Here is a 12,077-nt window from a genome sequence, read left to right on the forward strand (position 1 = left end):
CTTAGAGTGCCAACCACCAATCATACCATGTGAGGAACCATAATATTCATATAGAGTTCCTATAGCAAATCATTTACCATGATTTCAATGGCTTACGATCTAACGAAAATCAGCATGACAGCCCTGATGGACCCGGCTTTTCGCGCCGGTATCGCTCTGACGCGTTTGGACGAGCGCATCGCCCGCTCACCGGTTGGTCAGGGCTGGATTGAGCGCACCCATTTCGCCGACGCCTGCGCCTCGCTGTGGATCGACGGCGAACTTGTGCATCTCGAAGACCTCGTTCTCCACGACGCTACCCGCGATATTCGCACACCCACCCATGAGCTGACAATCTCCCGCGACGTGCTTCGCACCCGCCGGCGCATCGCCGCCCAACTCCCCGGCTGGGCACTTTCGGCCGAAGGCGTCCGCACTCTCAGAAAAACCGCGGAGATCACGTTGGCCGCCGCTGACGAGGCGGAGCCGGCAGCTGCCAACCGGCGCCCGGTCGCGACAGATCCGGAAGGGGAGGCAGAGGATGGCGATGACGTCGAAAATCTGCCTGGCGTCGACTATGCCGCCATCGATGCGGTGCTCGCCCGATCGGAGGCCGCGATCGAGAACGCGACACGGCCCGGTCGCGCCGGCGGCCAAGATAGAGATCCGATGATCTACGATCTCGATTGGGACGAAGATGCCAGGTTAGACGAGTGGCGCGGCGTGTTGCGGCAGGTTCAGGACCTGCCGGCTGTGCTGCAGGCGATCGTTGCCCTTGATGCCTGGAACGAATTGTCGGTGCTGCAGCATGCGCCCTGGCTCGGCCGGCTGCTGGCCGCTTCGATCCTACGGCAGGTCGGCATCACCACCGGTGCGCACCTCCCCGCTGTCAATCTCGGCCTGAAAACCATTCCCGTCGATCGGCGCCGGCATCGTGATCGGGAAACCCGCTTGCTCGCCATTGCTCACGGCCTGATCGCAGCCGCCGAGCTCGGTGTGAAAGAGCATGACCGGCTGTCGTTGGCGCGCACGATGTTCGAGCGGAAGCTGGAGGGTCGCCGGACGTCTTCGAAATTGCCGGAACTGATCGAGCTGGTGATGGCAAAGCCATTGGTGTCGGCCGGGATGGTGGCGAAGACGCTGGAGGTGACGCCGCAGGCGGCGCGGCGGATCGTTTTGGAACTCGGCCTGCGCGAGATGACGGGGAGGGGGAGGTTTCGAGCATGGGGGATAATTTGAGCCCGGCTCACCAATCTACTCTCTCGGAGCTATGATTTGCTGCATCGGGGAGGTATGGGTAACAGCGGTTTGCAGTCAACTTCGAACACTTCGATGCTGTAATGAGAGATGTATTGATCAGAGTTTTGTTTGAGATAATCGTATCCATAAAAGGGCGAGCTCCCAGCAATTTTTCAGGCATAGGCATATTGATGTCGGACGACATAGCTTCGCTGCCACTTTTTCCTCTTCGAACCGCATCCCCACTACTAAATTACGATAACACCGTTGATGCTCTGCTAGAAATCTCGCAACTGTCGTCCGACTACCACGATGGATTTCATGTCATTTCCTCAAGCGGAGCTTTGATGCGTGTTGCGCAGTATTTTTCTCCACCGATTGTGGAAGATGTAACCATCGACCGAACGAAGAAATTTGGTGGTCGGTATCTCGCAGCAGCTTTTGGATCGGCGCTGCCGTCTGTGATTGCCACTGGCATCATCGGTATTGATTTAAGCGAGTCAATTTTTACCAGCGGTATAGATGTGACGGCCAAATACCTATGATTCAAATAGTCCCTCTCCCACGTTTAATAGGTATCATCGCAACCGTGTACGCGGTGTTTGTGGTCGTAATGTTTGCATCTACTAGAGCCTACAGTTCTGGCATCGATCTGCGAGGAGCTACTGAATTTGCATTCGCGTATGCGGCGGCCCTTCAAATAGCTCTTATGTGTTTTTTCTCATTTCTCTGGAAATGGCTCTGGCGGATTATTCCACCGCTCAACCAGATCTTCTTTCCGAATCTCGAGGGAAAGTGGCGGATGAAAATCGATTACATTCATGTTGACGGGAAATCGGGAACAACTTGTGCTGATGCAGTGATACGGCAATCATTTTACAAGATTAGCATGGAGGTATCTGCGAAAGACTCCTCCTCTGTGACGATCAGCGCTGACGCGCAAAAGCACCCGCAATCGGGGCGACCGACCCTGTTCTACATCTTTCGGGTTACTCCGAAGTCGAATACCGTTCTGTCACCCCAATCATATGATGGAGCAGCGTCTCTTCAACTATCAGATGACGATGTGTTGTCGGGAAACTATTTCACGGAGGCAAATACGAGGGGACATTACACACTAACGCGCGCCGAGGCTTGATACTTATCATTTGCTCTGCATGCCCGTGTCCTTACGTTTTATAACGGGAGTTAGAACAAACATTCATGCCAACCCCTCCCGGAAATCCAAAAGAGCCGGCCGATGATCTAGAAACGCCTTGAGCTGTGTTGACGCTGTAAAGCTCCTGTAGGAGCCTTCCGCGAGCCCAAGCAGTGTAGCGCGCCGTTTTTCATTGGCTATATCGAGCCCGAGATCGGATGTTTGTTCGCTTGAAGGCTCCCGGTCGATCCGGAGATAACGATCTTTGAGGTGATGAGTCATCATGAAGTGGACAAGCTGCTGCTGGCTTGTCATCACCGTGGAGAGAAGGCGGTCCTTTCGAAGCCATGCGAAGGCGCCAAGGTCCCTACCAAGCGAGTTCGGCAGTGAGAACTTGGAGGAGGTCGTGCCGACGCTGAGGATGTGGATGTTCTCGATTTCTTGTCCGCAAAAATGGATCGCTTCATGTAGCGCGCAGAGATCTGGCGCGTTCGCCACTATACCACCATCCACGTAGTTCGAATTTTTGATACTTGCCATGGGAAAGAAGTATGGGGCGGCGGAGGTTGCCATAGCCACATCCGCAGCTAGCAAATTCCTGTCCCACGTGAGCCGCTCGTGATGCGGCGTCTTAAACATCTGCACCTGCCCGTCGCTCATATTCACCGCAGGGATCAGCAAACGGGTCTGCGCGTCAGCGATAAGTGCGCGATCCCCGATCACTTCTTCAATCGCTTTGCGCAGTTCGCGGTTGCGGTACTTCGCTCCGAATGGTTTGCGAAGCCGTGACACGATTCTACCGAGCTTCCAGTTGCTGCGGGGGAATATGTCCTCTCCGCGCTTGAGGAATACCTGTTCGATGTCTTCCGCGGTTTTCCCGAGCGCAAGGCCGATCGCGATGATGCCGCCAATCGAGGTGCCTGCGATCATGTCGAAGCATTGGCCGATCGGGCGCCCCGCCTGCTGCTCGATATGCTTCAACACAGCTATCGTATACAGCCCGCGATATCCACCTCCGCTGAGCGCCAAAATTCTGAATTCCATACTTGAAGTCTCTTTTGGTGATAACTACATGATGTCAGATATGGCACAATAATTGTAAGTCGTATACTATATATAGTGATTTTCGACATCGCATCTCTGCCGACTGACCGGGGGACACGGGACACATGGCAAACGTATCCAAACTTCTATACTCGACTGTCGCCGACGTCTCCTTCCTGTTGGAGATCGAGCCCGAAGACGACGCGAAAGCTGATTTACTGGAGGCAAAAGAAAAAATACGCAACCGGCTCAGAGACGCATTCGCCGAAAAAAGCAAGGGTCTGTTCGGTACGTCCATCCGACCTAGATTCTTTACGCAGGGTAGCCACTCCTACAAGACGCTAAACGAACCCGCATGGCCACCCGAGCAGCAGATGGACCTTGACGATGGCTGCTATCTGCCGATGTCCTTTGTCAAAGGAGCCCGTCCGTCCCAAGCGTCCGCCCTTTTCTTCCAATTCGTCGACGGTGTGCTAAAAGGTCTCGCCGAAGAGGAAGGCTGGGAGTTCAAAGAAAAGGACACCTGCTGCCGCGTGGTCATCAGTTCCTTAGCTCACATAGACATTCCCCTTTACGCGATACCCGATGCCGAATTCGTGCTCCTCGAAAAGGCGCTGAGCGCTAACGCCACGTTCGCCGAAGATCGCCGCCGCGATACCTGGGATGCCTTGCCGTCGGATAGCGTCCTGCTCGCCCATCGCAGAGAAGATTGGAAGGTTTCGGACCCGCGCAAGATCAAGACGTGGTTTTTGGCAGCGGTCGAAGTCTTCGGCGAGAAACTGCGACGCATTTGCCGATATCTCAAAGCCTGGCGGGATCACCATAAACCTGAGCTGGATAGTGTGTCTTCCATCCTGTTGATGGTGTGTGCCTGGAAGGCATTCAACGAAATCAGGCGGCCGTTCATACCGGACCGTGAGGACCAAGCCTTGCTCGCTGTTCTCGAGAGACTTCCTGCCTATCTGGAAAGTGCCGTCGCAAATCCCACAGACCCGGACGAAGATATTAACCGCCTTTCGACCGAGGACAGGAAGATTGCCGCGAAGTGTGCACGTGAGTTCGCAGACAGCCTGCGCACGACGATCGCTACCGTTACCGATCCCGGTCATGCAGTTCTCAAAACGCAAGGCTCGCTCGGCCTGCGCGTGCCAGACAGGCCAGATCTCGTCAGCGTCGCGGAGACCGCCAAGGTCACCGTGCTTTCCCAACCCCAAAAAGAGGTCGCTGCCCCCGTCGTCGGAAGATCACAGAGTGGCTGATGTCGATGTCTCGGCAAGACGGCGGATCCATGACGCTCTAACGCAAAGAGGCTTCCAGCGCGATTGGTCCCGCGAGCGCGCAATATACTTTGGAGCGCTCGATCCGAACGCACTAAAGGTACCCGTCCGCATTGACGTCACTGATCTGGACTTCGTCCGGCCCCCGCCAATACGAGTTGACGAAGGCTATGACGTCAAGGGCCGCAGGCTTCCACATTTGCTCGATGAAGCGCGTTCGTTCTGCTACTACGCGGCCGGAACCGTCGTTCTCGATCGATATAATCCGGGCGGGACTGTTCTTCAGTGCCTCGAACAGGCGGACGACGTCATGCGCCAGGCTGTCCGCGGCAAGTCGAACGCCGATTTCGCGAACGAAATGCAAGCCTATTGGTCATCTTCGTTCGTGCTCGTAGACCTGCCTCCTGGGTTCACGGGAAGAATAAAAGTTCGATACCTTAACCTACGGGGCGGTGATGCGTCGACAGGTGCCCTCTGCGCAGACGGGTCGTGGCTACTGGCTGCGCATCGCGCCAACGGCACATCGATCCCCGAGGGTGAGGACTGCATTGTCGTTTCAACAGAGAAGGCGCTTACGCTCAATCCGGATGCCGACTGGCCTCCGACTAACTTGTCGGTTCTCAACGTTTGGCTCAAATGGCTGGATCCGGAGCTCGTCGGTGTTCTCGAAAGAAGTTTCGTCCTGGGAGAAGGGCAGACGAGATGGGTTGCCATAAAGGCTTCGAACGGAACATTTATTCTGAGCGCATCACTTCCAGCCATGCTGCGGAAGGATGAATTCCAGAAGTCACGGCGGACGAGCATCCCGGCCGCGCTCAATCGCTTTGCGAAAAAGACCGATATCGAACGGACGATCGGAATGTCAGCGGACACGGACTACATATTCAGCCGCAATTTAGGCTCTCAACCTAATCTTGCGGGAAAACGTATCCTGCTTATCGGCGCTGGTACGATCGGCGGCTTCCTCGCCCATCAGTTGGCGCAGTCCGGGGCGGGAGCAAATGGCGGTCGCCTGACGATCGTCGACACCGACGAGCTAAGAACCGCCAACCTCGGGCGTCATCTTCTCGGCCTGCCATATATTAACACCAACAAAGCAGAGGGATGCTGTGCCTTCATCAAACAGCAGCTTCCAATGCTCGATATCGATTTTTTGGCTGAGGACGCATTGAAGGTGATCGCGAGACAATTATTGCCGTACGACCTGATGATCGACGTCACGGGAGAAGAGGCGCTGTCGCTTGCAATCAACGAAAGGGCCATCCGGTCAGGCGATAACCGGCCCCCCGTTCTCTTCGGCTATCTTCTCGGGAACGGCGCCCTTGCCCAGGCCCTTTTTACGGACAGCCGCGAATATGCTTGCCTGAAATGTCTTAAGCCCGATCTTGCAAGAGCTGCCCGATTTCCATCCTTGAGGGTAGGAGTGGATGTGGTCCGGGAGCGGAACATGGAATGCGCCGACCCGCTCTATATACCTTACCCAGTGACCAGGTCGGTGATAGCGGCTTCTCTTGTCTGCGAAATGACGCTCGCTTGGGCCGCCGGATCGATAGGCCAGCGCTTTCGGTCCCACCTCTTTGACACCTCCCAAGCCTATCAAATCAGGGACGGGAACCCAGCACCCTCTCGAGAATGTCCAGCATGCACCCGGATTTGATCTTCTCGATAGGATCGAGCGCGTTTGTCTTACTTCCCGGCCCGGTCGTCGAAGTTATGCGGCGTTTCACTGTCGGTGACGAGGGGCGAGCGGAAGCGGGGGGTATTTTGATCGGCAGCCACCGTGGCGACCATATCGAAATCAGCGACTGCACCACACCTCTCCGCGGCGACGTCAGGAAGCCATATCTATTCGACCGAAAGGACCGCGGTCACCAGCTAGCCGCAATCACAGCTTGGACAAAGAGCCTCGGCAAGAGGACGTTCGTTGGAGAGTGGCATACCCACCCGGAAGATTTTCCGGTGCCGTCTGGTACTGACCGCGCAACCTGGCGAGACATCACCATGAAAAACACGGTTGCTTCGGTATTCATTATCTTTGGCCGTGAAGCGCTTTGGGCTGGAATAGGTCAAGCGGGCTCCGTGACCGCCATGAAGGTCGTTAGCTGAGTCGCACTCATCCCAGTCACCGAAATTGCGGTTGGGCTTGGAATTCCCCTGCCTCATGGTGTTGCGCGCTGTGGCGGCCTCGGTTGGAGACGCGCTCTCACTTGGTCATATAGCCGAAGCTCGCCCGGCATTTCGAGTGAAACCGCCAGTCCGAAGGGGACCGTCTCGTCCACCGGATTGCCCGGGTCGGGCTCTCGCTGGACCTTGAGAGTGATCGTCATGCCCTCAGCGACCACCGCCGCCCGATCGCCGCTCCATCGGCGGGTGAAGACGGTACCGCGATTGGTCTGGTTCAGGTCGGGTTGGCTACCGTGGCCCTTCACTGCCAGCTCGTCGAGATCGTCTGGTGCCAATATTTTCATTTTTACGCCGCGATAGGATTTGCGCCCTGGAAGGACGGGCGTGAACCAGGCGAGAGTCGCGCAAAATGAATGGGGACGTGCCTGGCCGCCCAAGACAGCGGGAATGGGAACCACCACGTCTACGCTGCGCTCCCGACCAAGTTCACCGACGCACCAGAATGTCGCACGGTCGGACGCGCAGGCGATTGCGTCGTCCGCGTCATACACACCGTATCCGAAAAATCTGCGGATATTGTCCTTCTGGCGAGAAGCCTGTCCTTGCCCAAATGGTCCAATCAACCTCTTGACCATAGCCGCCGCCTGTTCGGGCCACCGCGCCGGATGAACCAGGAGAGCCTTGATCAGTACCGCACGCGCTGTCCCAGGCAGTTGGAGAAACTCCTGTCCATAGGCGGCTTCCAATGCATCGTGAATCCGGTGCGCCGTACGCGAAGCAAGCGCAGTAGCAGCACTTGTTCCGTTGGTGAAAGCTTCACCGCCCTCTATCCCCGGCCGTGGTGGGGCTGCGACCTTCAACCCAGCCCCGCGGGCTGCGCCCGCCGGGCTGACGATAATGCCCCCTCCGCTCCCGATGACGCGAAGATGCTCGCGGGCCGCGGGCATAAGGATGTCGGGTTTGACGGAATCTGCAAAACCCGGACCCAGCGCACTTGAAGGATTGGCCGTATCCAGTTCGGTGAACGGGTTCACGTTGGTGCGGGCCGACGCCCTGTCCGCCTGCGAAACCCAATCGAGGTTCCGGCCACCAACCGTCAGACCATTCACCGTCTCCGACGGGGAGAGAAGCCGCCGATCGGCAACGATGGCCGCTATCGCACTCACGACACCTTCGGCACGGGTGCCATGAAGAGCGTCCTCGAACGCGGCGCGCGTATCGAATGCCGGAATGGGAAAGCTGGAGGTAACATTTCCTGCGCTGACCAAAAAAAGTATTCCGAACCGATAGGCCAGCCGGTCGAGAAGTCGCGCCCATGGAGATAGCTGACCATGAAACGGCCGCCTGACGTTTCCAAGCGAGATGTTGACGATAATGACCCACGGAGCCGATGGCTGCGCACCGCCACGCATCTGCAGCACCGCCTGGTAAATTAGGTCAACAATCAAGCGGTCGGATGGAAATCGGTCGTTGTTGCCCATGACCGGGATGCAATGGATCTGGCGAGGCAGCGGCGGTTCCGGCCGGTTGCGGTCACCGTGAACGATAAGGGAGGCCATTGCCGACCCATGCACCCGCTGCGCAACCAGAGCGTCGGGCTCGAGACCAAAATGGTCCTCGACCTTGAGGTGTCGCCTCAAAAGGGGATGACCCGCGACGGGCACTCCGTCTAGGAGTGCAAGAATCGATGCAGGGCTCACCTGCACCTCCGCGGCTGGCGCGGACGGCGGCAGGCTGTCATTGGCTTCGATGCCGGTCACGAGGCTCTGCGGTCTGATATGCATGATCGGCTCGACACCGGCCAAGCTGCCAGGTTGCCGAGTGATAACGCTCCGGATCGAAGCAACGGGTATTTCGGCGAGAATGGCGTGGTAGGCAATGTCGTCGATACGGGCACGATGGATGACACGTCCGCCCGCCTGGGCGACAGCATTCGAGACGGCGACTTCGCTCACAACACCGGCGTTCGTCGCCGAGCGGAAGATGAGCTCGATCTCGAGGGGAATCAGCTCGTCGTCGTCCCGCCCGTCGATTTCTTCCTCCAGGATCCCGGCATCCAAGGGCTGAACTCGATCGGCCGGTCCCCAGACGCGCAGGTCGCGAAGGCAGGCAAAAACGTCGCGCCATGGCGTATAGCCGGTTGGAAGCGTTCGTCCCGCAACCCAGTTGCGCCATAACGATTCGATCTGGCGCAGGGCGATGAGATCGGGAACAAGCAGGTAAGCGAAGGGCGACTTGTCTTCGTCGCTCGGAAGCTCTTCCTCATCGATCAATTCCAGACCGGGAATATTGTTGATGGCACGCGCAAAATTCGCGATGTCGCCTTTCACTTCGAAGACGAGAAGCCTTTCCGGAGCAAGCGCCGTGGGATCGGCGCGCAGGGAGAGCCCCGTTGGATCCCGTTGCAGGACCTCGGTCAGACGCCGGAACGTTGGAGTAAACTGCTGATCCTGTCGCTGCCTTGCGAAAGGCTCAGGTCTCTGGATGTTTGCCGGCCTGCCGATTTGTCTTGGAACCGCCGCGCTTGGACGCAGTCTCAGGATTGGTCTGGTCGGATCGCTCACCATTCAGAATTTCCGGTCCCACGCGTGTGGCCCAGAGGTCAAGCTCAGAACGCAAAGCGTCATCGACAGAAAGCTCCCCCAAGCCCAGTATCTGTCTTCTTCGCACGTTTTGGCAGAAATCCAAAGCCTCTGCAAAACTTACGGTACCCAGTTTCCCACTGATAGTCTTCGAAGTTGCTTTAGGAAGATCGGGCCATTGAGAAATGACCCGATTGAGAAATCCTTCAATACGCTGGCGGTCAGGAGCTGGAAAACCGAGCCGCATCTGGAAGCGGCGCCAGACCGCTCGGTCGAGCAATTCGGCATGATTGGTCGCGGCGATCACAACCACATAACTCGGAAGCTGGTCGAGCTGCATGAGCAGAAAGGAAACCACGCGCTTGATTTCGCCGGTCTCGTGCGTGTCACCTCGTTCTTTGCCTATAGCATCGAACTCATCGAAGAAGAGGACGCTAGGCCGTGTGCGCACATAGTCGAAAAGCTTGCGCAGGCGCGCGTTCGTCTCGCCAAGATAGCTACCAATTAGCGCGTCATACCTCACCACGAAAAATGGCAGACCCAGCGATTCGGCCACGGCTTCGGCAAACGAAGTCTTGCCGTTGCCGGGCGGTCCTGACAGAAGCACGCGGTGACGAGGCTCGTAACCATGAGCCCGCAGAACATCGGCGCGCGTATGTTCCTCGATCAGTTGCCTGCCGCCCTGTTCAACAGGCAGCGGCAGCATCAGCTCGCTCAGCTGGATGCGAGGCTCGAGTTCGAGAATGGTGTCCTTGCCAGAGCCGGCTTGCGAAGAATTTGACGTCAATGCCGGCGGTGTTACGCTTACCGCGGCCAGCGCACGCTCAAGTCGGTCCGCAACTCCGTGATGGTTTTTTGCGCGTTCTTCCGCGACCAGCGCCTCGGCTGCTGACTTCAGCGTCGCCCGATCGCCAGCTGCACCGGCCCTTACAAGGGAAATGAGAAGATCGCTACGGGCCATATCGTCGACTGACTTAGTGTTTCCTGTTTGTTCGCTTTTCGAATCTTAGCGCAAATAGTTTATAAAGTCTTCCTATGCCAGCCCCCGAGCGAAATCGCCGCGCGGTTATACATAAATTCGTGAGTGCCAATTGCGGCATGACAGCGACGCTTGACCCGCCAACGCTTCGGTTCCTTTCTCACGGCAGAGTGAAATAGAGACGATCCCTCACGTCGGGTCCAAGTTCGGTCGGTGAAAAATACACATCGGCTGACCATTCATCGACTTTGCGCAGAACCTGTTCGAGCAGTGCGCCGGGATTGTTCAATGTATCGTTTGAGATTGGACCAGCTCTCTCGCGGCTACCCGGACCTCTTTTGAAATCATCGCCGCCGGGAGCGCATATCTGCTGCACAAGCATTGGCAGAAGCCAAAACAGACCGACAATATGAGCCTGCCGCGTGCGGACCGCGGCATTCAAGGCGAGTTGCGGGTCCGATGCCTCGAATGTCGCGAGATCCCGGACCCCGGAATTGCGGCCGTTCCACTCACGCCACCAGGCATTGTTGCGGGGGAAGCCGGCCGTTGCGAAATGTCTAACGGGGTTGCGCAGGATCTTTCGTCGAGACGGCGCTGCCGATGCGGTATCTACTCGAACACGCTGCGCGCCGGTACGCTTGCCACGAAGAAAAAGCCGCGATGTTTCGGCAAAGATTTCGTGACCGTTGCGGTCATAGTCCCGTTGATGACCACCCCAGTCCAAATAGGCGGAGTAGAAGAAACCGGAAACCTTGTCATCGATGACGACATCTGCGCTATCATCGGCTATCCAGTCCTCCAATGCCGCGTCCGTTTCGTTAGCGAGGTTCACAAAGCCCGGATGCCCTTTGAGAAACTGATGCGGTGGATGGGTGGTGCCTTCCAACATCACATTCTTCGATTGGGTCGAGGCTACGGCCTGCATGGCGGCAACATAGCCCGGATCATAAAGGGTGTCCGCGTCAACCTGGATGATCAAAAGATTGTCGGCCTCGACGTTCTGCTCGCGCGCGATGTCCGCGGCAGCCGCTATCCCACGGGATCTTGCCGGCACATAGCCTTTGACTGGTTCTTCGCAGACGATGATTTCACCTGGTGCCGCGCGTTCCTTAATGGCACGCATCATGTCCAATGTGCCATCGGTCGAGCCATTGTCGACCAGGATGAAGATCGCATGCCCGCCGCCGTGCCCTCCGGACCCCAATCGGAGCGAGTCCAGCGAGGTCTCAAGTGTTCCTCGCTCGTTGAGACAGGGCATGACCACTGAAGTTAGCATCGGCGCGTCCTCCCACGAGAGTCAGGTTTCTTCCGCAAGACCTCCTTGGCCGTCGGATTTCCGGCGCCAAACCATCACTTTCTGACGTTCTTGCGGTGCTGTCGCATCGACAAAACCGGCTTGCTCGGCGGCTCGGGCCGAGGCGATGTTCGCCTTCTGCATATGAGCATAGATTGTGTCGTAGCGGCTGGCGCGTGCCGCCTTGGCATAGGCAATCTGTCCTATGTGCCGGCCCTGACTGGCCAAATTGAGATAGATCTGTAGTGAAGCATGCAGCCCCAGTTGCGGCGTGTCGATCAGATTGATGAACACGGTCCCGCAACGTTTGCCATCGACCTCGATGCGCCAGGCTTCGCCGTCACGTCCACCGCCTCGTCCTTTGGTTCCAGGTGTTCGCACGAGGGCGACTTGATTGGCAGCGACCGGCTCCCGGCTCGCG

General features: G+C 57.3%; 11 protein-coding genes. 6 read left to right on the top strand and 5 right to left on the bottom strand.

The annotated features are described in order from the left end of the window. The first annotated feature begins 78 nt into the window (after positions 1 to 78). From RNA01_RS16935 to RNA01_RS24455, 3 genes are all read left to right on the top strand, one after another. Complete coding sequence (locus RNA01_RS16935) at positions 79 to 1,218, top strand: RHE_PE00001 family protein (protein ID WP_147181400.1); 1,140 nt, start codon at positions 79 to 81, stop codon at positions 1,216 to 1,218. Between the two features lie 101 nt (positions 1,219 to 1,319). Further along, on the top strand, positions 1,320 to 1,763 hold the full coding sequence (locus RNA01_RS16940) for a hypothetical protein (protein WP_147181401.1): 444 nt from the start codon (positions 1,320 to 1,322) through the stop codon (positions 1,761 to 1,763). Positions 1,764 to 1,927: 164 nt separating this feature from the next. Continuing rightward, a complete protein-coding gene (locus RNA01_RS24455; RefSeq protein ID WP_431308593.1) occupies positions 1,928 to 2,356 on the top strand; it encodes a Cap15 family cyclic dinucleotide receptor domain-containing protein in 429 nt (142 codons plus the stop codon). A 63-nt stretch (positions 2,357 to 2,419) separates the two neighbouring features. Here RNA01_RS24455 and RNA01_RS16945 read toward each other — a convergent pair whose 3' ends face one another. Next, the gene (locus RNA01_RS16945) at positions 2,420 to 3,400 is read right to left on the bottom strand and encodes a CBASS cGAMP-activated phospholipase (RefSeq protein WP_147181402.1); all 981 of its coding nucleotides are present in this window, start codon (positions 3,398 to 3,400) and stop codon (positions 2,420 to 2,422) included. Positions 3,401 to 3,525: 125 nt separating this feature from the next. Here RNA01_RS16945 and RNA01_RS23735 point away from each other — a divergent pair, with 125 nt between their 5' ends. The 3 genes from RNA01_RS23735 to RNA01_RS16955 are packed head-to-tail and all read left to right on the top strand — an operon-like array spanning position 3,526 to position 6,783. Further along, positions 3,526 to 4,659: a CBASS cGAMP synthase gene (locus RNA01_RS23735; RefSeq protein ID WP_170253500.1), complete on the top strand. Its 1,134-nt coding sequence runs from the start codon at positions 3,526 to 3,528 to the stop codon at positions 4,657 to 4,659. Then, positions 4,652 to 6,334: a ThiF family adenylyltransferase gene (locus tag RNA01_RS16950; protein WP_170253501.1), complete on the top strand. Its 1,683-nt coding sequence runs from the start codon at positions 4,652 to 4,654 to the stop codon at positions 6,332 to 6,334. The genes RNA01_RS23735 and RNA01_RS16950 overlap by 8 nt, the downstream gene beginning before the upstream one ends. Further along, complete coding sequence (locus RNA01_RS16955; protein WP_170253502.1) at positions 6,319 to 6,783, top strand: Mov34/MPN/PAD-1 family protein; 465 nt, start codon at positions 6,319 to 6,321, stop codon at positions 6,781 to 6,783. Before RNA01_RS16950 ends, RNA01_RS16955 begins: the two co-directional genes overlap by 16 nt. A gap of 53 nt (positions 6,784 to 6,836) precedes the next feature. Here the strand turns inward: RNA01_RS16955 and RNA01_RS16960 are convergent, their stop codons facing one another. From RNA01_RS16960 to RNA01_RS16975, 4 genes are all read right to left on the bottom strand, one after another. Further along, positions 6,837 to 9,131, bottom strand: coding sequence for a S8 family peptidase (locus RNA01_RS16960; protein WP_235916713.1), 2,295 nt, complete (start codon positions 9,129 to 9,131; stop codon positions 6,837 to 6,839). A gap of 142 nt (positions 9,132 to 9,273) precedes the next feature. Then, positions 9,274 to 10,344: an AAA family ATPase gene (locus RNA01_RS16965; RefSeq protein WP_170253503.1), complete on the bottom strand. Its 1,071-nt coding sequence runs from the start codon at positions 10,342 to 10,344 to the stop codon at positions 9,274 to 9,276. Positions 10,345 to 10,522: 178 nt separating this feature from the next. Then, positions 10,523 to 11,638, bottom strand: coding sequence for a glycosyltransferase family 2 protein (locus RNA01_RS16970; protein ID WP_147181406.1), 1,116 nt, complete (start codon positions 11,636 to 11,638; stop codon positions 10,523 to 10,525). Positions 11,639 to 11,659: 21 nt separating this feature from the next. Beyond that, complete coding sequence (locus tag RNA01_RS16975) at positions 11,660 to 11,950, bottom strand: GNAT family N-acetyltransferase (protein WP_147181407.1); 291 nt, start codon at positions 11,948 to 11,950, stop codon at positions 11,660 to 11,662. Positions 11,951 to 12,077: the final 127 nt, after the last annotated feature.

The organism is Paenirhizobium naphthalenivorans, assembly GCF_007992095.1.
Lineage (GTDB): Bacteria > Pseudomonadota > Alphaproteobacteria > Rhizobiales > Rhizobiaceae > Allorhizobium > Allorhizobium naphthalenivorans.

Coding starts and splice junctions, on each gene's coding strand:
- RNA01_RS23735 (WP_170253500.1), top strand. CDS start 3,526: ATGGCAAACGTATCCAAACTTCTATACTCGACTGTCGCCGACGTCTCC.
- RNA01_RS24455 (WP_431308593.1), top strand. CDS start 1,928: ATGTGTTTTTTCTCATTTCTCTGGAAATGGCTCTGGCGGATTATTCCA.
- RNA01_RS16945 (WP_147181402.1), bottom strand. CDS start 3,400: ATGGAATTCAGAATTTTGGCGCTCAGCGGAGGTGGATATCGCGGGCTG.
- RNA01_RS16940 (WP_147181401.1), top strand. CDS start 1,320: ATGAGAGATGTATTGATCAGAGTTTTGTTTGAGATAATCGTATCCATA.
- RNA01_RS16965 (WP_170253503.1), bottom strand. CDS start 10,344: ATGGCCCGTAGCGATCTTCTCATTTCCCTTGTAAGGGCCGGTGCAGCT.
- RNA01_RS16935 (WP_147181400.1), top strand. CDS start 79: ATGATTTCAATGGCTTACGATCTAACGAAAATCAGCATGACAGCCCTG.
- RNA01_RS16970 (WP_147181406.1), bottom strand. CDS start 11,638: ATGCTAACTTCAGTGGTCATGCCCTGTCTCAACGAGCGAGGAACACTT.
- RNA01_RS16955 (WP_170253502.1), top strand. CDS start 6,319: ATGCACCCGGATTTGATCTTCTCGATAGGATCGAGCGCGTTTGTCTTA.